Source organism: Pseudomonas sp. MC6, from assembly GCF_054790575.1.
The window spans coordinates 6,245,191-6,267,215 of record NZ_CP186504.1; the positions used below are offsets into that span (position 1 = coordinate 6,245,191).

A 22,025-nucleotide genomic window follows, 5' to 3' on the forward strand; every position below is an offset into this window, starting at 1 on the left:
TGTGGGAGCGAGCCTGCTCGCGAAGGCGGACTATCGGTAGACATCTCTGCTGGATGATCGACCGCTTTCGCGAGCAGGCTCGCTCCCACATGTTCGGTGTAGACCTTAGTCCGGATAATCCGCCAGATCCGGCGCCAGCATCCGCGTCTTCGCCGCGCCATTGGAATTGTGCTGAATGATCTCGCGCGGCTGTCCCTGTTCATTGAAAAACACCTGACCGATCCCCGCCGAATTCCACAGCCGTTCGCCCGCCTCAGCATGCTCGGGCGTATACGGCACGATGCGCATGCGTCGGCGTTTGGTAAACCAGTTCAGCGGTGACCGTGGCGAATAGAGCCAGCGGTTGAGACGGTCGAACCATTCCAGCAGGGTTTTCGGAAACTCGTTCTTGATCCCGCTGCTGGTGATCTGCCAGATTCGCGGGCCGGCCTTGCGGTGGCGGATAAGTACTTCGTAGACGAAGGAATAATGCACATCGCCGGACAGCACCACGTAGTTACCCGGTGTGCGCGAGTGGCGGAAAATATTCAGGATCACTTGCGCGGCGCCGCGATGGGCCATCCAGTTTTCCGCGTCGACCAGCAGCGGATAACCGCACCAACTGAAGACTTTTTGCACCGTTTCGATCAGCTTCACGCCGAAGATCGGCGCCGGGGACACGATGATCGCTGACGGGTGATCGAGCAGCTCCTGTTGCAGTTCGCTCAACGCCTCCCAATCGAGCAGGCCCGAGGGTTGCTTGAGCGCCATCTCACTGCGCCAGCGTCGGGTGCGCGTGTCGATGACCACCAGCGCAGGACTGGTCGGCAATACAAAATGCCAATGCTGAAAGCGCAGCAGGTCATCGATCAAATCGTCCTGCACCGGGCTGTCGAGATACTGATCATCACCGCTGGCGCTAAGGCTCTGGGTTTTCTCCAATACCTCTTTGAACGCATCGGGATTGTTGCCCCAGCCCTGACACAACATATAGGCGATCAACGCATTGCCGATGATGCGTTTGGAGAACGGATGGCCGTAGGCCGTTTCCTCCCATTGCGCGGACAGGTTCCAGTCATCGGTGATGTCGTGATCATCGAAAATCATCAGGCTCGGCAGATGCGCCAGCGCACGGGCGACCTTGTCCAATCCGGCCTTGAAGGCATCGATGCGAGTCTGTTCGAGGGTGTAGCGCTTGAAGCGTTCTGGCGTCAGTTCGGGAGCTTGCGGATCGATCAGCAACCAGGGCGTCGGCGACCACACCAGCAGGTACATCGCCATGACTTCGGCGAACGTCACCAAGTGATTGTCAGCGCTGCTGCTGGTGAAAATCGGCTTACGTGCTCCGCCGAAAAATCGCTCGCGCAATGTCTCGTTGCTCTCCAGTGCCGGTAACAAATCCGCACGGTGGTAGTAACTGGCCGGATGTTCGTAGAGCCTGGCGCTGTCGCTGACCACGGCGCCTTCGAGGTGTTCATCGAACAGGCCGAGTCGTGCGATCAGGGCATGAATCGCCCGCAACATCGGCCCGGCCACATCGTCGGCGTAGACCTGATCGCCGCTCATCATCAACAGGGCGGGGCGTTGTTTCGGATCGGTTTCCGTGGCCAGTAACTGGTCGACGCACAGCAAACCATCCGTCGCCGGGTGATGCGGCTTGCGGCAGGAGCCATGCAGCAGTTGATCGATCCGCGAGCGCAGGACGAAGTTCGGACTGCTTGCATCGCCGTACAGCAAATGCGCCGCCCAGTCGGCGATGCCCGTCGCGTTGTCGATCAGCAGGTCATAGTCGATCTGCGTATCGCAGGGCAGGGCGCTGTCGAGAGAAACATCGATGAGATGAACAAACGCCTGACGACCTACGGGAATGACCGTGCATTTCCCAGCGTCGAGAGGAATGTCTCCTACACCTTGCAGGCGCAATGTCAGCGACAGCTGGCGCGTACCGATCAACCACAGCACCAACCGCTTCGGCTCCAGCCTGCGCAGCAGTGGGCCGGCCAGCACGGCAGGCAACAAAGAGGGATCAGCGAAGTGTCGGGACATCGGAGGGCAAAGCTCAAGGCGCACAGGCCGGCGATGATAGCGCAGCCGGCGCCTTGAACCCTTAAATCAGCCTTAAGAGTCGGCTTTTTGCACTTTCAGCGCCAACAAACGCCATTGCGCAGGCAGCGCGTCAACTCGCGGCTGCTCTTGTACCGAGCAATCGAAACGGTAGGTGACATCGTCGCCGTTCATGTTGCGCGCGGTGACGGTGTTGTTGAAGGTGTAGACCTGATCCTTGAAGCGGTGGCTGACCAGCGCTTTGCTGTCAGCAAAACGCGCTGAAGCGGGAAAGCGCAACGTGCTGGTCACAAACGGGCTGCACATGACATACGCAATCATCGACTTGTCGGCCTGGGCGTCACCACGCAATTTCTTGTTCAGCGCTGCCAGGGCCATGCGACCGTCATAGTCGCTTTGATCCAGCACGGTCTGTAGTCCGATTGATTTCGGCGCCCGGCCGGCATAGTTCGGCAACAGTGCGGAGTCGGCGGGAGAGGGCTTGTCGTCCGGCTCGATGGCAGCAAAAGCCGGCGCATCCTTCAGATCGGCTGCGGGTGTGACTGCCTCGGCTTCAGGCAATAGAGAGGTCGGCTCGGTGACTTGCGTGTTTTCAGCCTGCGCCGGTTCGTAGTCATGCGACGAAGGAAACAGCGACAACGTGATCGACAGCACCACCATCGCCACAATGAAACCACCCGTTGCGCCAACGATATTGCCGTAGAAAATATTCCAGCTGCCACGGTTCTGCACCACCCAGCGCCACATGAACCCCCAAACCGCAACAATCGCCAGAAAACGCAGAAACTCCATTTGATCCTTTCCTTAAACCTTCAAAACCCTGAAATCAACGCACGCCCACAGTGAACGCTGACGATGGGCGGCAAGATAACAAAACACACGTGTAATACCAGTGACGAGAGCGCTGCTCAGTGAAAGTTGAGCGCGAAAAACACCAACGTCGTCACACCAGCAGCCAACCCACAGATGCCGGCGAACAGTTGGCGAGCCAGTGGATGCTCGGGCTGAGGGCGCCGGACCAGCCACATCCATACACCCGCCAGCACGCCGAACGTTGTCATCACTTGCAGCACGCTACTCGCCAGTTTCTCGGGTGAGGGAGGTACGTGCGCCGGGAAAAGGCCCGAACAGACCACTGAAAAAATCATTGCGACGATGAAACCGCTGGCGGCACCCGCCAGGTTGGCGAGGATCAGGTTCCAGGCACCACGGGTCTGCACGACCCAAGCCCAAACGGCTGCCCAAACGAAAAAGTACAACACGGCCATCAAGGTGTTTCTCCCTCTGAAAATTGACTCCATCGAGGCGTTGGCGACCTCGTTACTGGCAGTGGACGGCAAGATAGCAAAATAGTAGCGTCGCGCCACTGCCCATCTCCGTAACGGACTACCCAATGCCAGTCAGTACCCATTGTTTGCGCCTGCTCTGCGCAATCACACTCGCCGTTGCAATGACCCCGGCATTCGCCGCTGTGCAAGAACACCCGGAAAACAGCTGGAAGTATTACGCCGGCAACTGCCAGCGCGTGCTGGAGAAAATGGCCGACGTGCAAAGCGGCCGCACCACCGCCTACGACGTGATGTTTGCCCTGGAAAGCAACCTGCGAACCATGAATGAACACCGCTCGAACCTGACGCCCGATCACCTCGGCTCCCGGGAATTTGCGCAATGCGAAGAGTTCGCGGGCCAGGCCGACGCGATGATCGCCCAAGGCAAAGCCGAGTTCGCCGCGAAAATGCAAGGTGCTGCAGAGGAAGGTCGCATCGCCCACCAGAACTCCCCCGAATACCAACGCGCCCGCGCCCTCGGCTACAGCGACGTCGGTGATATCTCCTTCCTGAAACTGCACGAAGACACCGACGGCGAAGCACGCCTGAAAACCATGTTGATCACCGTCGACGAAATCTGCGGCCAATACTTCCGCGCCACGCAATACGTGAAGACGTATGTGATCTATACGGTTCGGCCTTCTGACGGCGGCTGTGGCGAAGTGAAACGCGTGGCGGTGGTTGGCGGCCGATCGGTGGAGAAGGGTGATTACATTGATGAGAAGGGCGAGTTTCAGTATCTGGGCTGGAAAAAACTTGTCGGCGCCGACGGGTTCCCAACCGATATCCGCGTGCTGAAAGCCCGTCGTTGAAACAAAGAAATACCGGGATGTTTTCTTGAAGATGAGGATGGACAGATGATCGACTTCAACAACAAAGGCTTCTTCAAACTCAAGCAGAACGATGAGTACGCCGAACGCGTAAGCGCACTGTTGCTGGACGGCGAAGAAGTGATCGACTCTTACAAGGCCATGCGTGACGGCGTGGTGTTTACCAACAAACGCATCATTGCGGTCAACGTTCAGGGCATTACCGGCAGCAAGAAGGATTTCACTTCCTTGCCGTACAAGAACATCGTCGCCTACTCCGTGGAAACCTCGGGCACCTTCGATCTGGATTCAGAGCTGGAGATTTACTTCTCGTCACTGGGGAAGGTGAAGTTCGAATTCACCGGGAAGACGTCAATGGTGGAGATTTCCAAGTACATCTCGAAGCATCTGCTGTAACGGCGCTGCTGATCATAAGATGTCTTTCAAGTAACCCTTGAGCGCGAGGAGCGGCTGATCCAGCTGCTCCAGCGAACGCGCCTCACTGAACTCAGCGGACAACTTGTACAACTCACGTCCCAGCGGTTTTTCGACACCGCCCAGCGCGTCCATCGCTAAGCCCAGGCATTCATTCATCTTGAACTGAATGGTCTCGATATCCCCGCGCCGCACCAATAGTTCGAAAATATCTTTCTGGTAATCACCCATGACCATGTCGTCCCGCAGAATCGGGCTCAGGCCTTCTTCCTCGTAAGCGAGCTTGAGGGAGAAAAGGGCGACTGTTTCCAGTGACGTTTCCATGGGGTGCCTTTAGCGATGTCCGTCAGTGTGAGAGTTGATGACTGGAGGCAGCCACCGTCAGGTGCAAGATGCGCTGGGCTGCCTTCAGAGTGGCGGGATTATACGGAGCGGGATCAACAAGTGCAGCCCAAAGGCGAGGCCGGGCACACTGAAGCCGATCAATAACCTTCACGGGATTGAGCGGCATTTCCATCGGAGGTCGGCGAGTATTATGGTAAGCCTTCACACACTCGACGTTAACTGTTGGATACGAATGGAGTGACGACCATGGAATACGACGACAAACTGATGGAAGACGCCGTGCTTGCCCTGTTGGCAGCACTCAGTTCCGACGACGGCAATGCCTGGAAAGGATTCGATTTCGAGATCATGAACCGATTACATGAGCAGGGTTTCATCAGTAACCCGGTGAACAGGAACAAGTCGGTCTGGTTGACGGAGGAAGGGCTGGAGCGGGGGCGGGCGATAGCGGCGCGGTTGTTTGGGGGGAATGCTCAGGCTAAGCCTGCAAACGACTCTGATACCTGAGTCCGCGCAATGTCACGTGCGAGCCGCGCGGTGGTGAGCTTTCAGCATTGCGCGTCCACTTTATTGCAGACGAAAAAAAAGGCCTTGCTAAGCAAGACCTTTCTTGAATTTGGTGCCCGAGGGAGACTCGAATAATAACATAATGTATTGATTAGTAAATATTTTTAAGCATGTACACCTCTATGTTGTACTGCAAAGTGTACATGCTCACGGTCCAAAATAGGGCTCGTGAAACTTGGGTGTTGAACGTTTTAGTGTCCATATTTCCGACGATCTGCACCAGGTTTCATCGGTACAGGAGCCCTACGACTGCTTGCTCTTTTTCTGGCTCTTTTTGTCAGAATGCATAGTGGTGACGTTAAGCGGAGTCAAGCCCTCAATGGCGAATATCTGCCTAGGCTATGTAAAACTCCATGCATCATTTTGAACTGTGGGTGCTATGTGAATTTTTAGATCGCGTTTCGAACTGTTTTGTCCGCCAAGGCTACTCGTAAACGTTTTGATACAGCTTGGGCCAAAAGCGGATTTATAGGGAAGCCATTTTCGACCAAAATCAAATCGCTATCTCATCTGAAGATTCTGCCGGCATAATCAGCGAGGCGTACTTCTTGGTGCTTTGAGTCGCTTGGGGACTAAAAACGTGACGAATGACGATGATAGCTTGATCGATATACAGATCACGCCCTCAAAGTTTCCTTCTGACTTCGCTGGTCAGCGGCTCTTTGTGCAAGGCGATGATTGGCAGCACAACGCGATGCTCGGATGGACCCTCTTTCCTGCCGACCTTTACGCCATTGGCTACAAGGATGCAGCAGACGGATTGTTGCAGGCAATCGTCGAACGTAAGGCTTCCCTGGACAGTGCAATTTATCCGCTGGTATTTCTCTATCGACAGGCACTGGAACTTCAACTCAAGCTCATGCTGCCGCTAGCTAGGCGCCTATCAGGTGAAGAGCCGCTTGACGACCATCGGCACGAACTAATGCCATTGTGGAGAACACTGCGCCGGCTGTTGGAAAAATTAGATCCTCGTCCCGACGATGAGGAGCTTCCAGCAATGGACTCCTTCATTCAACAGTTCCAAGATGTAGATCCCATCTCATTCGCGTTTCGCTATTCAACAGACAAGAAGGGAGCACTTTCATTGCCAGACCTCCAGCACATCAATGTCCGGCACTTGTCCGAGGTCCTCGACAGCGTGTTCCTTATGCTCAGTGGTATCTACTCATGGCTCGATGAGATGGAACAGAACCCTCCCTACAACTGATAACACGAGGTTGTACCGCTGATCATCAGCGGGCTCTCTGGATGAAAATCACGGCAATTTCACCGATCAATAGCGCTACTCCACAATCAATCGTGGAACTCATCTCGAAAGTTAGTTCGGGGCTTGTAGTGCTTCCGGGTTATGCCGTCAACACTCCGTCTGTGGCTGCTGTTCGCAAGGTGCTCAGCCCCGGCGTGTTTGTGTTCCTGGAGTCGGCCGATAAACAACAAGCGGCCCCGTGGCTCGTGAGCGACGAGGAGGAAACTCGGATGCAGCCGCAGATTTTCGCAGATAGTCCCAAAGTTCAGGCGCTGCGAAACCTCGAAGCGAGTTTTCTGGAGCGGACCTTCCTGATAGGCGGGCACAGGGTTTCGTTCATCCTGTGTGGAGAGATTAACGCATTCCAACCGGATGGCTCCACGAAGAGCGGGATAGAACTCCCATTTGATGTGTTAGTGAATCCGACACACACGCCGATGGGGCGGTGGAACATCCTCGGGCGCAAGCTGGCTGCACTTTCGAAGGACCGTGTTGTGGTCCACGTGGCCAACAATACAAGCGGCAGTCGAACACTCACAACGGACGCTCGTATTTACGCTGATGGCGAGCAGGTTGGGCATCGAAGCGAAAACTCTGACGCGGCATGGCTTATCTATGAGGTGTGAGTTAGCGTGAAAAAAGTCGGAGGAGCTGCAAAAGGCATCGGTGTCGAAATAAAAATAATGGCTCAATAGATATGGGCTGTTGTAGCCCCTAATTTAACGATACCCTTAAAGTTACTCCTAATCGAAGTGTACATAAGTGTAGGGTTAAGTATCTAAATTTCTAAATCTTTAGGTGAAATTACATTGAATGAGCTTCGCAAGTCGCCATTTGGGTCAAGAAGATGTTCGATTTTTAATGGGAAAGGCGTATTGTAAACTGTCTCTGACTCTACCCACTCCCTGTTAGCTAGATGTTTTAAGTTTGGGCGGACTGTATTATAGATCTGTTGCGCAATTGAGTCTGTGGGAGCTGACATGTGGTGAGTATATGCAAGAACATTACGCCACTTATTTAGGTTGCGCAGTTCATTGGTGATTCCTTGGAGTCCAATTCCTGCATTAGTTAGCTCATCTAACATGTCGGAGAACGAAATAAGTGAGTTCGACGAGCTAATCAAGATTCCATGGCTATTACTAAAATCCAATAATCCCTGATCTGCGCATTTTGCTGCTAAAAGCCACTCGGCAGAGCGGTGGAGTGCAAGAAGCCCCATCACTGTGTGCCCTTTTAAGTAGAAACGATCCGCGTGAACGGCGAAAAAAGCAGAAGCAGCTCGGAAAGATGAGGCCTCACTTTGACCAATTTGGGTTTGATAAAGCTTCGCTGTTTCAAGGAGTAGAGAGTCGACCCAGGCTCGCATGAGCTTAATATCATCAGGTGGACCACCATTGACGACAGCGTCAAAGTTTGTGAGTGCTGTACTGCAGGTACTTTTAAATGATGGGGCATTCTGCCACCAACGTTTTTGATTTACATTTGTCGTTGAGTGAAAAAACAAAGCAGGTAGTGTTAGCTCACGTAAGCAACCTTCGGATAAATGTTCCAAAAAGAGAACGATTTTTTGATATAATGCAATTGTGCGCGGAGGTAGCAGAGTCGTGGATTGAAGAATTTTAAGTATGCGCTTAGATGCATTTGCGACTGCCGACGCATCCATGTCTTTCAGGCAGACTACAAGTTCAGTAGTAGCAATCAAGATAGTGTGTAACGCTTCATCAAAGAGCGGAAGCAGAGCGGCTACTTCACTGCCTGAGGTAGGAGAAGCACAAGCTACTTGAAGCTCTTTTAGATTAATTAAAACCTCAACCACTGAGGGCCATTGTTCGGCCAAGGGTAATAGTTCTATTATTCTAGGCCATATTTCCGGAGGATGGTAAGCCAGCTCCAGCGCCAGATCTTCTTTATGCTGAGGTCGCACAAAGAGCGTCTGGGCCGGATCGAAATTTAGCTGACATCCTTCTTGCCAAAGTACGATAGCCATCAGTCAGCAGGCTTAATCTCGGCAGCGGTTTTTTGTAGCATATTACCTAGCCGATCTAGCGCCTCTTCAAATTTAATGCGAGAAAGCTCCCCTACCCGCGACTCATATTCTGCGGGATCAGTGACACGTAAGTCACGAAGAACACCAGCCTCTACCTCACCGAAAAAGTCAGCAAGATTTTTCTTGATGTCTCGTGTTATCTCTTCTTCCAGCTTAGTTGTATAACGTCGAGCAGACGCAGAGCCAACCTCTATTAGGCGCGCTTCTAGAAAACCTATTTGACTCTCATTCAAAGTATCTTTAGGTAATACACTGATTAGCGAATCACGCACATTTTTTATGAGTAAAGGGGCTAATTGAATGTCGGTCCACGCCTCTTTAGCCCAGTTGGGGCCATAGTTCACTAAGTCATTTTTCCACAGTACACGTCTGGTATACGGCTGGTCGTCTCTTAAATAATTTGAGTCTTTATTGGCCGTATGTGCTTCAGTTGCAGCAACTGCAGCGCGTGCGCTGTCTAGAGCAGATACGTTATATTCAGCCAATATGCGTGCCAAAACAAGCCAGAAACGTAAAAAACCTTGTTGAAATACAGCCAAGAAAAAGACTCGGTGTTCTTGTGGAACCTCAATAGCAGCTTTGAATGCCGCCCACGCACCAGGTGCTAAGTCGTCGAACATCTCTTTACTGTTATACACAAAGCGATTTAGGTAGCGTCTTAGGCTTTCCTCGGCGGGGTTACCACGTGAAATAGCTTGAGCCTGTTGTGCAAATTGACGCCCCAATGCACGCTCGATATTTTGGTAGGGGTGAAGTTGTCTCAACAAATAAGCTATGGCTGGCACTAGGTGTATGTCGATTTGCTCTTTTATGATGCGGTCTACGTTGATACCTTTTGCACTATCTCTTAAGCCCCAAAAGTCGAGTTCGGAGTCTGCTTCTTGAAGCTCTTCCGACCTTTCTTCCAACTTTAGTAGCATCGGAGCCAGCTTAGGAGTGGAAAACAGATAGCTTTCAAGCGCACTTGCAATGATTGAGACTGTTGTAATCGAGAATGGTCTCAGGCGTTGATCTGTACTCTGATCTTCGCGCGTATTCCACTCTAGTAAGTGTAGGCGACTCCAGCTATCATCATTTTCTGATTTCCACAGATTGGCGATAGCTCGAACAGTCGCTGCTGCGTAACTATTATCACGAAGTAGCAGTATGAAATGACCGCTTACTCGTTGCGGTTCCGAGTTTACAGTAACGAATATGTCGCGTAGGTCTTGGACTATATGTCCTCCTTGAGCTACTGCTGCCTGAGGCATCCAGACCATGCATACGGGTTGTTCTATACTTGCAACAATAGGCCGGCTCTCGGGATTGTTGATCAACATCTCCAGCGCTTTTAGCCGATGCTGTCCATCAAGAACCACTAGTTTCGTTCGATCGGGATTAACAGATAACGTCGCAGCGTAGTCAAAGAAATGTACTTGCTGACCATCCCACTCGATAGTTCTATCGGTGTGTTCGGCGTCAGATACGACTAGTTCAAGTCGGAAACCATCGCGGTCGAAGGTCATGCTCAAAATGTCATCAGCGTCTTGCGTGCTTCTTCGAGTTTTATCAATTTCGTCGTAAGAAGTTTTTAGCCTGCCTTGGTCATCTAGAACTGCTAAACAAACCAGTAAGGGGGGGAAGAACACTGCGCGGTTGGTACCTGCACGCAGATAGTCATTTGCGATACGTGAGACTCTACCGTGATCGATGTCTCGCTGGATTAGCTCATCAAATCCGATTTCGCGCATATCAAAAGTGTCAGCAGCAGTGGAAAGCTTGCCGATGTCGTTGATACGTAGGGTGGTAGATAGGTAGTGGAGGGTATGACTTGACTCGGTACGGAATCGTCCAAAGGAGCCACGAAAGGAGGAGGTAAACCGGTTTACAGGTCGCTTTCCTGGTATGACACTCATTACGATACCTTTTCGGGCTGAAGGGGCGACGTTGGTTGAAGGGGCATATGGTGCCTTATGACTTGGGGAATCTCCAGCTTTTGACCCGTTGAGGTGATACACCACCTGATACCGCCTCCCTCGGGCCTCCCTATGGGGTCAACATAGGAAAGTGATTCTTCGTGGATGAATATAGCTACAGATTTAGTGGGCGTCCCATATAAATGCATTTGGTGACGAATTAATGCTCCACAGTGCAGTCTGGCCTTCATACCCATCGTGCGCAGTGCCCTGTTTATGGTGGTCTCCGATATGGGTTTTCAGTAATTCGAGCCTTCTGGAAATGCTAGTTCGACGCGTCGGGTGATCTCACAGATTTGCTCGCGTAGGGCAAGGGCCTGAGGGGAGGGGGCATGTGAATGTATCCGGCTGCTTAGGTGCCGCTTGTAGGGAGTTGTACCCCTTCCATAGCAGGTCACGCGTATGGGGCTCCCGTAGCCCAACACCCTTAAAAAATCGTTTAGCTTACATGAGGATTCATGGCTGTATTCCTCATGTCAGGGCAAGGACGATGAAGGTACGGCAGAAATTATCTGACAAATTGATGATGGCTTGATAATGTCACAATTGAAGGTGCCCAAGCTTGGTGCGAGGCGGCTATGCTTTTTTGGGAACTATTGTTGCAGGGATGTGCTAATGGCGAGAATAAATTATAATCATTTCAAACCTGTCACAAGTGGCGAGTCACTTTTTCAGTTCATAATTACTGATGTAATTGGTCGGTCAAAAATATCAGAGCTCCAAGTGTTGAGTCTTCTACAGATAGGCGGGAGGCTTGAAGAGTTTTCCGATTATTACATAGGTGTTTTCGCAGCTAATTTGATGGCTAGAGCTTTAAAAAAAGCTGAGCGTCTTGAGTTATTGTATCCAGATAGTAATGAAAACCAAAATCAGTTAGTTAGGTATATTCAAGAGTCATTCGAAATATCGAGGGCATCCAATAGCGGTGTACTTGATCGGTTTGCCTTTCTGACAATGCAAGCTGAAAAGAGCTCTCGCAGAGATATTAATGCCTCAACGAGGAAGTTATCAGCATCCAGAGGCCTCAATAATTGTTATGTTTGTGGGCGGGATATTTACGAAGTTACAACCGATCCGGCTGCTAAACTTGAATTAGAGCATATTTGGCCTCAAAGCTTTGGTGGGGATAGCAAGGTTGATAATTTGCTTCCCTCATGCTGTGATTGTAATCGGGAAAAGGGGAGTATGCTTTTATGGCAAAACTCAAACGTTCATTCATTTGTCCTAAAACCCTCGCCATCCGTCGATGAGTGGACGTCCATAAAAAGAAAAGAAAAAATTGCTCAGCATAGACGTTCAATTTTTCTTCATGCATGTGAGAATAAAACGACATTGAAAGATGCTGCTTTAGCTATTGGTTGTGTAAATTTGATGAGCGTTAGATCTCTGGATGGAGACGATGCAGTGGACTTTTTTAATTTTAACTTCGCCTAGAAGGAACTAAACTATGGAATACTCATGTATCGTCTTCTCACAGCGCGCTGATGTAGGGGCGCCAAGTTTTTGCCTTTTTGAAGCACCAGTTAGTGAGGTGATAGAGTGGAGTACTATTCCACGGTTAAGTCCAGATCATCTTGATGGTATTCAGCGGCCTAAAAGTGATAATCGCGTACGGGCAATTAAGAGTTTTCTCCAGGGAGATGCTCGCAATACTATTCCGACAGCGATAGTAATAACTCTTTCAAATGGTACTTACAGTCTTGAAAGTAACGGCGAAGGTCGTAAAATCGTAGTGGACGCAGCCCAAAAAGATAATATTTTTGTGGTGGATGGACAGCATCGCCTGCATGGTTTAGATGATTTTAATCCGGCGACCCGAGTTCCCATAGTAGCAATTCTAAACGCTACTAATGAGGAGAGAGCCTTTCAGTTTGTTGTGATAAATAATAAAGTTGCGAAGGTCGCTGCAGATCATATTCGAGCGCTGACTCTAAAGTTTACTAGTGATGCAGAAACTCCAGGACTTGACGCTAGACTTAAAACTGCCAAACTTTCTCTTAGCCCGAATTTAAGCTACGTGGGGTTGGCGAATGATTTGAATGAGAGCCCCTTCCAGGGAATGGTAAGTCTACCGAGTACTCCGGAAGCAGACAGGAAGGTTGTTCCCGCAGCAATCGAGGCATCTATTGCTTATATTCAATCAAAAAATATTAGAGAATTGGCCAGTGAAGAGTCTGCGTACGACTTGTTTGTTTTGATTTGGAGTGCGATTAAAGAAGTTTGGCCTAATACCTTTCCTAACGAGCAGAAGCTAATGAGTAAGGTAGGTATTGTCTCAATGACTAGGTATATCACTGATACAATAAATACTATTTCTGGATATCCTGGCAGTCAGATTGATCTAACTAATGCTGACTCAGTTTATGATGCTGTTAAAAATATTCTAAAAACTCAAACTGAGGAGTTTTGGTCTTGTGAATGGAATCTTGCTATTTCTGATACGAGAAACGTGAGAGATACCTTGCAAGATGCAATGCTGACTGTACATCAAAACATTAGATACAGTCAGCCTTGGCATGCATCACTTACTTTTATTAAGTCAGCGTCTGAGTGATGTGGTGCTTTGTACTAAATTATGGAGCGAAACAGCTCTAGCAAGTCCGCCTCATTTTTAGCTGAAAGTAAGGAAAGTCCTCGATGAACATGCATTGAAAGTGTGCTTCGCACTTTCTCTTCATCGGGGAGCTCCTTGTCGGTAATTAATCGAACCTGTATTAGGTTGTAATATAGCTCTTCGTGTCCTCCTGTGAATGTGCGCCAGTCTATCTCTAAGCCGCCATTAAAATTAAGAGACTCTTCAGGAGGTATTGATGGATTTGCTAGGGATACACACAGAGCGTGTCTGCATAGCGCGTTGTAATGGCTAATACCAGTTTTTCTTTTGAGTGTGATGAGCTGGTTTTTAGCGTTTGCAGTTAATTTCACTCTTTCTATCATTGTATTGTTTCCAGGCTCAATTGTTTTGAGTTTGCTGTTGCAATACTCCGCCCAATATTGTCATCGTACACTAAAGCGTACTCACGATTAAGGTGTTGCTCAAGTGCGTAATATACAGAGTCTTCAACTTCTTCGTCTGTGGATAGTACCAGAACTTGATGGGAGACTTTTGCAAAAAAATGGTGGATCAAAGACTCGCGATGACTTCGATCTAAGCGGGCCAAAGGGGTATCGACAACTACTGGGAATCTACCTTTACGTTCACGTATTAACGCACTTAGTACTGCAATTGCCAGTATTTGTCGTTCGCCAGCAGAAAGCCTCTCCATAGGAATGCTATGACCGCTTGTGTCTTCAATTACCACTGAGTATGTTGTGGCATCAACGACTACTTTTGAAATCAAATTGCGTTTTCGTAGCAGTTGCTTAAATTCTTTTGTGATCATTTCGGAGAGCCATTGAGCTTTTGATGCCAATAGACGTTTCCGAAAGATCAACAAGGTTTGTTTTGCTCTATCAGCAGCATCTAGTATTTTCAGCTGAAATGCGTTGTCTTTGAGCTCTAATCGAACTCTTTGCCTGGCTGCGTTAAAGCGAGTTTCCGCATGGTTTTGAGCTGTGCGTGCGTCATCCAGCGCTACGGATATTTCTCGCAGCTGTGCCTCGGCAGTAGAGACAGCCAGGCTATGCTTTTGTATCGTCTCAAATACTTCAGAGAGTTGTTCTTTTGCTGGTATCTGATCGACGATTTGATGCGCTTTTTCGAGCTCGCTTTGTGCTTCATTTAAAGATGAATTTGCCAAGTTCAGCTGAGATCTCGCAGCGTCAATTTGAGGGGTGAGTTTCTCAGGGGCTCCGCCTGGTAGAAGTGTTGCTGTACTTAAATGTTCTTTATTGAAGCTCGCCAAGTCTTCTGAAAATAATTCTGCGATAGAGCGACTCAGTCCTGGGATTTTTTCCTCAAGCGTGCACAGAATTCTTCGATCTCGTTTCGCGAACTCTTCTAATAGTAGGGCGTTTCTTTGGGATAAATTGTCTAAGTGCCATTGGTCTTTATATTGATTCCATAATGACCCCAACCAAATAAGGGGAAGTACTGGATTCTCAAGGGCGGTGGCGAGGTCTGCGCGGGCCTGTAAGTGTCGCTCTTTGCATAGCTTCCCTATCGCTTTTAATTCTGCAGCTTTTGCATAGATTTCAACTCCGCTGCGTTGCGCCTCTACCGAATATTTATCTAGCTTATCTTGAGCTTTGTCTACATCAGTACGCGCCTGAGCTTGACGTTGGATAAGCAGTCCAATGGTTTCACTAATTTGCTCAAGCTGATGATGATAATGATCGACCTGTGTCTGCGCTTCATCGAGCTCTGTGGATACGGTTTTTTTACCACCTGTTCGACGCTCAACAGCTTTCAAGTCAGTTGCCAAAGCATCGATTCCTCCCAAACCCAGGAATACTTCCGTAGCGCGTCTCAGCAGCTGAGGTAAGTATTCGGGGTTAGCTAAAGCCTCGATTTTTTCTCCGTCAAATAAAAATAGATGAACTAGTTCAACAGGTAAAATACTGTTGATAAACTCATCCCACTCCTCGGTTAAGGTAGGATCTTCAATCCCTTGGACGTAAACGTTGAATAGTTCGCGATGAGCAGGGGCCTGTGAATTCCATTCACGGCGGAGAGTCAGATTTCTTCTTGTTGCACCGATTTCTACTGAAAGATCGAGTTCGATCTTAGCATTATTAGTAGTGTCTTTACGTAGTAATCCAGTTATGAGTTGGTCATATTCTGTACGTCGAGTTACATTTATCGCTTTGTAGCCGTACAAGGCTACTTGTAAACATGTCAATAAAGTTGTTTTTCCACTGCCATTCAGAGCCTTTATTAAGATAACAGGTCTCTCTGAGTGAACCGTTAGATCGAAAGTTTGAGGTTCGCGAAATGGGCCAATATTTTCAATACAGATTTTATTTATGGTTAGCTTGGCCATTTTTACTCTTCACTCTCTACTGCGGTAAGCGGAATTAATTCGAGCTCATCATCGTGGCTAGGTTCGTCTTGAATATTATGGTCTCTGTTGCTAATAGCGAAAGCTAGAGCTTCATCCTCTGTTCGGAAAGCATTAGCTTTTAATACTTCTTCAAGGCGATCGAGATGTTTAGATCTTTTTTGAGATTGCATGGCTTGAAATTGAGCGGCCAAAAGAGTGCGCGTCAGTTTATATAAGCGATCTGATGCAGATGGGTCAATTTCAGCAGAAATTTCGTTCAGTAGAGCTAGGTCCTGTGCTTCTAGAGGAGAAGGCTCTAGTTCCTTTCCAGGATAGGATTCGTTAAACACTTTTTCATAAATGATAGGTACCAGGTCTTCGATCTCGCCTTTCTCTTCAACCCAAATTCGACGAATAGCGTCGAGCTCCTCAAGAGAAATTAGCTCAATTTCTCCATGTCCAGGAACCTTGGCCGCTCGCACCGTTTTTTGAGTTAATAGCAACTCTTCAAGCAATTTTTCGCGATAACTTTGAAGATATGGGCCATGGATAAGCTCATCTCGTTCATTCAGGATCTTGATTCTTCCGTTCATGCGTTGAAAATCACGCACATCCCAGTCTTTTATGCTTAAGTAATTGTTACGAAAGTCTAGTATGGGTTGCATCCAGGCTTTCTCTTCATCGTTTTGGATCATTGCTTGCATCGATTTGTCTTGTGAAACCATAGTGCAAACATAGCATCCAAAGCGGCTATCGCCGCAACTCGGAGTCGACTTGTCTACTACTATAGGGCACTCCGCATCTGGAGTGGCTCCGCGATAGATATGAAATAGGTCCTGATTATCTAGGCCCCAAGGGTTTGGTTCGGATATTATATACATCCAAACGTCATCGCTGGTCCAATCTTCGATAGGTAAATATACCCAAACTCTTGAGAGTTTTGGGTCTTTATTTCGGTTTAATCTATTTCGAGTGCTACCGCTGTAGTTGTCCATGACTTTGTCACGGCTCGCACTCTCGCCTCGCCGTTGCCCTAATACCAAGATCGCTTCGTTGTTAGCTTCGGAAAGTTCTTGAATGAATTTAGTCGAGGCGCTTATTTTTAATCTATCTGTACACCAACGAAATCTATTTCGAGGCGCAGGATAACCTTTGCCGATCAAGTTAACCCAGAAGCGACTTTCTACTTCAGGTGTGAGTCTGTGGGGGAAAATTGGCAAGCCCTGTTGTATAGCTTCAAATTTCATTGACTCCAAAGATCGTACTACCCAAGCAGCTATTACTGGATTCTCTACAAGAGTATCAGTGCTAATAACGTGTATATGCTTCGTCCGTTTTTCTACAGGTAATTCTGCTACTGCCTTCCATATAAGTTGTAGGGAGGCAGTAGAGTCTTTTCCCCCACTATAACCAATAATCCAAGGGATGGAGTCAGAGCAGTACAGGTCCTGAATCTCGCTGATGATTGCCTCTGGAGGAGTCATGTTGTCAAATCTCAAATAATATCTAGCCTTGCCGTGCAGCAAGGAACGCATTTTCGGTATCTTGCTCTTCCGGCGAAAGCCTTAATCCCAGAACTGTCTTAATCTGGTTGCAAGTTAACGTTATATTTTGACTGTTTTTCGACATTCGGCCACCAATCATTGCGCGGCCTTCCCAAGTACTTATATTTTTTCTTGACCAGTCGATATTGTTAAGTTTTCTTAATACTTCATGTAGGTTGTCAGGCTGAGTTTGATAAATGAACTTTCCTACCCTACCTAAAGCTTGGAGTACTATGGCATGAGAGTGGATAAAGTCCTGACGAACCTCTCCTGCTGTCATTTTTCCATTTCGGACATGTACCCACTCTGGTATAAGTTGTCCCACCTCCTCCCAGAATATTAAGCATTTCTGCGAGGCGGTCTTGAAATCTTCAAGCTCTTTTTCAGGTAACATTTCCATTACCGCAAAGTTAAGAGCGCTGAGTGTAAAAAGTTTCCTTGAGCGTTTTGATAGTGATGAGCGCTCAGTCTCGATGAGGGTGCGGAAAACTTTTGCAGTGAGGCCAAGGTGCTTGGCGACGTTTCCGGCGGCGCTACGATGATCATAGAGTACGCTGAGCGATGGAGATGGTTTCACTGCGTGACGATTCAGATCTGCAAACATTTGCTGGCAGCGCTCTAGACCACGATCTAGGAAGAATACGACTGCGATTGTCTCATCGCCCAACTCTGGACGGGCCTCAAGGGCTTGCTCTATAGCTGCACGGCGATGTTGTCCATCGTTGACTACAAACCTAGCGTCCATATTGATTGATAACGCGCCCATTCGAAATGCGTTCGTACTATCAGTTCCGACTGGTTCGAATCTCACTTCGCCATCTACCGAAGCGGTGATAGCTGAAAATGTATAGCTATCAGGGTTGGACACTATGTATCGGGCAATTTCTGGTACGCGAGAGAGGTTGATTGACCGTTGTGCCCTTAGCTCAGGGACAAGCTCTTCGCTGTCAAAGACAAAAAGCTTCGGGAGCAATCGTAATGGGCACATTGAGACGTAAAACTCACGTCCCGCTTGGACGCCACGAATTGCGGGAAAGGTGTAGGAGAATGTGTTTGTCATTCCCCATCATAGCAGGGGTGTTTGTCTATAAAAAGACAAACATTATCTTGGGCTGGCATACACCGCTAGCTTTGAAGGGGGCCACGGCCGTGAGTTTAGACCGATAGATAAAGGCCTAGACTGTGATGCTTCTGGCGATATTTGCTGTTCTGCTACAGGCTTTCGATGTCGCACCAGGTTCTCGCAGGCTCGTTGCCAAGAGTCTCCTTTTCCGAGGCGCTCGCAGATCAGCGCTGCTGTGAGTCGATAGTAATTCCTAGTGGGCCGGGCGTGCTTTTCCAGATATCGATATAAAAACCAGTTCACATGTTTGAGTCTCCAGCTCCACGGGCTGGCTGACTTCCAGCGATTATGAATAGCCGTCTGCATGATTTTCGCTTGCCTAAGGTGGCGCTGGCGAGTGGCATGTGATCCGGTGAGTACTCCGCTTAGGAATAGCTCCATGTTGAAAGGTTTGGTCACTTTCGGCTTCCGATGTAAGAAGAGACCACATCACTTCGGTTGTGTCCGAGCTCGATACTGATCTGTTGACGAGCGGTTCGGTCTAGCTGTCGATCCTGGCGGTAACAGATACCGCCGTTCACCGGGGCAGGGTGCCCGGTGATCTGTTCATAGCGTTCACAGGCGTGGGCTGCACGCAGTTCATGAAAACCCTTGAGGTCAAGATTGTGCAGAATCTCCCGAGCTGGCCGAACGACTTGCTGTATGAATTGTAGGTAGCTCTCATCGCGGGATAGCAAGTTACGGCTGCCGTTGGGGGAGAGGTTTCGGGCAATCTGCAACGCGCTTTTCACCTGTTCAGTAGCAGCTATCCAGCGTGGGGCCGATGCCCCTGATCGACCGCCTTTGGTTCCCTCCTGAATATTGATCCGGCCGAATCTTTCCGCCTCATGTTGCAGTCTCGGCAGGTCGACCAAGATGGCTTCACGCAGACGCATCCCTATTTCTCGGGCCAGGTACACGATGGCGCAGACTCTGTGTTGCCCATGATCACTTAGCGCATGAGTGATGCGTTCAATCTGCTGCCGATCCTGGCCTTGCGGCGCGACATGGCGGATTGCCGAGCGCTGTAGGCCTAGCGTCTGGCTCGGACTCGGGACTTTCACATACTGATCACCGCGCAGCGCTGCCAGCGTTCGGTTGACGCTGGACAATCGGTTTTGTGCGGTGGCGATGCTAAGGTCGCCGTGTTCGATTTGCTGACGCAGGTACTGGGCATAGTTGAGTAGCGTCTGCCGATTGATCTGCCGCGCATCGTTGTAGCCGGGGCCTTGAGCGGACCGGCACCACTTAACGAACGCCAGCCAACGATCACTGTGGGCTTTGACCGTGGCGAAATGGCCGCCGCCGAACAGATCCTTGAGTGCCTGCGGACCGGCGTAGCTCAGTTGGCGACCATAACCAAAGTTGCGACCGTCACGCCTGCCGACCAGGGCCATCCTGGAGCTCCTTCGCCTGTTGGCGTAGGTAAGCCAATAGCTCGCGCCACTGGCCGTTCACGCGGGGAAGTTGGCCCCAGTCACTGGGACGAAAACACAGCCGGTTGTCCAGGCAGAACAACTCGGCACCTTCCTGGTGTAGGCGCTCAATCAGATCGCTGAGGTGTGAGCTGTCCCCTTGGTTTTTGGCGACAGCGGCGACAGTGGCGACAAGCCCCGTGGTATCTGGCTTGGAGCGTGGCGACAAAGTGGCGACAGCAGTGGCGACAAGTTGTAAATGTTGAGTGTTTTTCGCCTGGGCGCGCCGGTTGCGCAGCGCTTCATTGAGTCGAAACATGGCGCACCTCGAACGAGTGGCCGTCGGTGCCCAGCCATTGATGAGTGATCAACTCGACCAGCAGGGCCAACGTGTGATGGCTGCTTTTGCGGGCGAAGCGCGGGCCGTTGCGCAACAGATCTCGAACCGTAAAAGGCGGCCACTGTTTTTCCTGCAGCCAGCGCAGCAGCCGATCAGCTTCTTCCCGCTGGGTGTTGATCGGTTCCTGCTCGGTCAGCCGTTGGATCTCGGTCAGGTAGTAATCCATCAGCGAGGAAGCGCGCTGGATGTGGGTGACCTCGATCAGGTCGCGGTCTTCCAGTACTGCAAAGACGCCGGCGATCCGTAGCAGATTGTCCGCGGCCTTGGAGGCGCTGGGGCGCACGTTGGCCAACTCGTCGAACTCGCCCAGTTGGGCTTCGATGGTGTCGTGCAGGTTGATCCAGGTATGTCGGGCCAGGCTTCTGAGGGGCAGGGCTTTGGGGTGTAACGCGCCATCGCTGCCGATTGCCCAAGGACGTTGCAGCAGGTCGGTGATTCGTTGGGTGTAGCGTTTGAGGCTGATGTCTTTGGTGAGATCCACCGACTGATAAAAACGCTGTCCGACCAAGCTCTGTGGCCAGGTGATTAGGCAACGGGCGAAGATGCCTTGGCCATTGAGCAGTGGGTCCTTGAGCAATTGTCCCGCCAAATAAGGTTGCAGCATCAAGTGCAGGCTCAAGCGTCGGTCATAGGCGCGCAAGCTTTCCCCTGCCATGGACCGAGAGCGATCGATGGGGGTGCCGTCCCAAAGGCACGACAAGGTGGCCACCGCCTTGAGGCGATTGTCCCGGCTCATGGTGCTGCTGCCGAGGAATTGGCCGCCCTCGTCGCTGAACAGCCCCATGCTGGGTAGACCCAAACACAGGCTTTTGGTCAGGGCCTCGATAGTCGGTTCACTGCTGATCAGTCGTGGTGCTACGGGCTCTGGTTCTATCTGGATTGGCGTGTCGGTGTGGCTATCGGTCGTTGCCATCTGCTTCTGCGATTGCGCAAGTGTGGCGCGATAGCGACTGAGTTTTTCGCGGTAGGCCTGCCATTGCAGGCGTTCCCATTCGCGGGCTGGCTGCAAGGCCAGCTTATCCACCGCCGTCTTGCGATCACCGGAAGCCGCAATAGTGAGCAGGTACAGTGACAGCGGATAGACCCGGCCATCCAAATGCACATTGGCATGCCCCTGAGTGACCAAGGCCGAGGTAGCCAGCACCGATTGCGCCGCCATGGCCTGCGGCACACCCATCACTTCGGCCATGCGCTCGACGGCCGGTCCCAGCAGATCACCGAGGGCAGCCACCGGATAATCTAATGGCGTCGGGTTGGCCTCCAGCAAGGGTTGCGGCGGCAAGCTCCAGGTTGATTGCAGCATCATCTGTCTCCTGTTCAGCAGTTGTTTTCCTCACGCTCCCGCCACGGATGTTGAGTGTTATCAGGGATAAAGGCCCCTGCGACCTGTGAGGGTGTTCACTGACGCGGAACGGACGGATCTGTACGCCCAAGAGCGCGGGCATTTCCCATCGATCTGGCCTCCTGAACGCATCCGAAGAGGCGGGCGGGTGGAGGCTGCACCGGTTGACGAATCCGGCACCGCGAGATCATGGGCGGGAGGAGGGCATCATCGTCGCGAGCGGGGCATGCCTGACTGTCAGTCTGGTGCAGCCTGTCCTGGGCTGCGGCACCGTCGCCAGCGTTAATGCGAGATGTGTCGAATCGGTTTTGTCACGCCGATTGTCACGCGGTGAAGTGCCGCAGAGCCCGATCAGACGTGGGCTGCAGCAGCGGTAGGAGCGCCCGTCTCTTTCCAGGAGAAAGAGACGGGCGCGGTCTGGCGCAGCGAAGTGTGCCGAAAGGTGAGGTGGCTGCAGAGCAGCGAGGTAGGTCCATCGTCTGCCGCAGTGGACAGATAAGTCGAGTAGGCATCCATCACTCTTGG

Annotated in this window: 20 protein-coding genes and 1 pseudogene; 7 read left to right on the forward strand and 14 right to left on the reverse strand. The window is 50.6% G+C overall.

All coding sequences use genetic code 11. The annotated features are described in order from the left end of the window. Positions 1-105 precede the first annotated feature (105 nt). The 3 genes from ACOYXE_RS28160 to ACOYXE_RS28170 form a co-directional block, all read right to left on the reverse strand. Entirely contained in the window at positions 106-2,025 is a 1,920-nt protein-coding gene (locus tag ACOYXE_RS28160; protein WP_405122903.1) for an alkaline phosphatase D family protein, read from the reverse strand. Positions 2,026-2,097: 72 nt separating this feature from the next. Further along, on the reverse strand, positions 2,098-2,835 hold the full coding sequence (locus ACOYXE_RS28165; RefSeq protein WP_405122904.1) for a hypothetical protein: 738 nt from the start codon (positions 2,833-2,835) through the stop codon (positions 2,098-2,100). A gap of 116 nt (positions 2,836-2,951) precedes the next feature. Next, entirely contained in the window at positions 2,952-3,311 is a 360-nt protein-coding gene (locus ACOYXE_RS28170; protein ID WP_160059327.1) for a hypothetical protein, read from the reverse strand. Between the two features lie 125 nt (positions 3,312-3,436). Here ACOYXE_RS28170 and ACOYXE_RS28175 point away from each other — a divergent pair, with 125 nt between their 5' ends. Together ACOYXE_RS28175 and ACOYXE_RS28180 are read left to right on the forward strand one after the other, a co-directional pair. Next, positions 3,437-4,183 (forward strand): hypothetical protein, encoded by a 747-nt coding sequence (locus tag ACOYXE_RS28175; RefSeq protein WP_460927090.1) that lies wholly within the window; start codon positions 3,437-3,439, stop codon positions 4,181-4,183. Between the two features lie 45 nt (positions 4,184-4,228). Then, entirely contained in the window at positions 4,229-4,597 is a 369-nt protein-coding gene (locus ACOYXE_RS28180) for a PH domain-containing protein (RefSeq protein WP_034156100.1), read from the forward strand. A 12-nt stretch (positions 4,598-4,609) separates the two neighbouring features. Here the strand turns inward: ACOYXE_RS28180 and ACOYXE_RS28185 are convergent, their stop codons facing one another. After that, a complete protein-coding gene (locus ACOYXE_RS28185; protein WP_460927092.1) occupies positions 4,610-4,939 on the reverse strand; it encodes a hypothetical protein in 330 nt (109 codons plus the stop codon). Positions 4,940-5,206: 267 nt separating this feature from the next. Here ACOYXE_RS28185 and ACOYXE_RS28190 point away from each other — a divergent pair, with 267 nt between their 5' ends. The 3 genes from ACOYXE_RS28190 to ACOYXE_RS28200 all read left to right on the forward strand — a co-directional run bounded on the left by ACOYXE_RS28190 (position 5,207) and on the right by ACOYXE_RS28200 (position 7,399). Then, positions 5,207-5,467 (forward strand): DUF6429 family protein, encoded by a 261-nt coding sequence (locus ACOYXE_RS28190; protein ID WP_460927094.1) that lies wholly within the window; start codon positions 5,207-5,209, stop codon positions 5,465-5,467. 640 nt (positions 5,468-6,107) lie between these two features. Continuing rightward, on the forward strand, positions 6,108-6,734 hold the full coding sequence (locus ACOYXE_RS28195; RefSeq protein WP_223497068.1) for a hypothetical protein: 627 nt from the start codon (positions 6,108-6,110) through the stop codon (positions 6,732-6,734). Between the two features lie 41 nt (positions 6,735-6,775). Continuing rightward, on the forward strand, positions 6,776-7,399 hold the full coding sequence (locus ACOYXE_RS28200) for a hypothetical protein (protein WP_223497066.1): 624 nt from the start codon (positions 6,776-6,778) through the stop codon (positions 7,397-7,399). Between the two features lie 152 nt (positions 7,400-7,551). Here the strand turns inward: ACOYXE_RS28200 and ACOYXE_RS28205 are convergent, their stop codons facing one another. Together ACOYXE_RS28205 and ACOYXE_RS28210 are read right to left on the reverse strand one after the other, a co-directional pair. After that, on the reverse strand, positions 7,552-8,760 hold the full coding sequence (locus ACOYXE_RS28205; protein WP_460927096.1) for a hypothetical protein: 1,209 nt from the start codon (positions 8,758-8,760) through the stop codon (positions 7,552-7,554). After that, entirely contained in the window at positions 8,760-10,715 is a 1,956-nt protein-coding gene (locus tag ACOYXE_RS28210) for a ParB N-terminal domain-containing protein (RefSeq protein WP_460927098.1), read from the reverse strand. Before ACOYXE_RS28210 ends, ACOYXE_RS28205 begins: the two co-directional genes overlap by 1 nt. Positions 10,716-11,390: 675 nt before the next feature. Between ACOYXE_RS28210 and ACOYXE_RS28215 the strand changes: the two genes are divergently transcribed. Together ACOYXE_RS28215 and ACOYXE_RS28220 are read left to right on the forward strand one after the other, a co-directional pair. Continuing rightward, entirely contained in the window at positions 11,391-12,209 is an 819-nt protein-coding gene (locus ACOYXE_RS28215) for an HNH endonuclease (RefSeq protein WP_460927100.1), read from the forward strand. Between the two features lie 13 nt (positions 12,210-12,222). Continuing rightward, on the forward strand, positions 12,223-13,329 hold the full coding sequence (locus tag ACOYXE_RS28220) for a DGQHR domain-containing protein (protein ID WP_223497056.1): 1,107 nt from the start codon (positions 12,223-12,225) through the stop codon (positions 13,327-13,329). A gap of 14 nt (positions 13,330-13,343) precedes the next feature. Here ACOYXE_RS28220 and dndE read toward each other — a convergent pair whose 3' ends face one another. The 8 genes and pseudogenes from dndE to ACOYXE_RS28260 all read right to left on the reverse strand — a co-directional run bounded on the left by dndE (position 13,344) and on the right by ACOYXE_RS28260 (position 21,461). After that, positions 13,344-13,700 (reverse strand): DNA sulfur modification protein DndE, encoded by a 357-nt coding sequence (dndE, locus tag ACOYXE_RS28225; RefSeq protein ID WP_460927102.1) that lies wholly within the window; start codon positions 13,698-13,700, stop codon positions 13,344-13,346. 8 nt (positions 13,701-13,708) lie between these two features. Continuing rightward, positions 13,709-15,697 (reverse strand): DNA sulfur modification protein DndD, encoded by a 1,989-nt coding sequence (dndD, locus tag ACOYXE_RS28230; RefSeq protein WP_460927104.1) that lies wholly within the window; start codon positions 15,695-15,697, stop codon positions 13,709-13,711. Between the two features lie 2 nt (positions 15,698-15,699). Beyond that, positions 15,700-17,232 (reverse strand): DNA phosphorothioation system sulfurtransferase DndC, encoded by a 1,533-nt coding sequence (dndC, locus tag ACOYXE_RS28235; RefSeq protein WP_460927106.1) that lies wholly within the window; start codon positions 17,230-17,232, stop codon positions 15,700-15,702. Continuing rightward, the gene (gene dndB, locus ACOYXE_RS28240; RefSeq protein ID WP_223497048.1) at positions 17,204-18,301 is read right to left on the reverse strand and encodes a DNA sulfur modification protein DndB; all 1,098 of its coding nucleotides are present in this window, start codon (positions 18,299-18,301) and stop codon (positions 17,204-17,206) included. The genes dndC and dndB overlap by 29 nt, the downstream gene beginning before the upstream one ends. Positions 18,302-18,505: 204 nt before the next feature. Next, positions 18,506-18,763: pseudogene (locus tag ACOYXE_RS28245) on the reverse strand (hypothetical protein); the annotation flags it as partial. Then, positions 18,760-19,740, reverse strand: a complete 981-nt coding sequence (locus tag ACOYXE_RS28250; RefSeq protein ID WP_460927108.1) for an integrase domain-containing protein — start codon at positions 19,738-19,740, stop codon at positions 18,760-18,762. The pseudogene ACOYXE_RS28245 and the gene ACOYXE_RS28250, both read right to left, overlap by 4 nt. Then, a complete protein-coding gene (locus tag ACOYXE_RS28255) occupies positions 19,718-20,077 on the reverse strand; it encodes a hypothetical protein (protein ID WP_424801471.1) in 360 nt (119 codons plus the stop codon). Before ACOYXE_RS28255 ends, ACOYXE_RS28250 begins: the two co-directional genes overlap by 23 nt. Then, positions 20,061-21,461, reverse strand: a complete 1,401-nt coding sequence (locus ACOYXE_RS28260; protein ID WP_460927111.1) for a YfjI family protein — start codon at positions 21,459-21,461, stop codon at positions 20,061-20,063. Before ACOYXE_RS28260 ends, ACOYXE_RS28255 begins: the two co-directional genes overlap by 17 nt. Between the last annotated feature and the right edge of the window lie 564 nt (positions 21,462-22,025).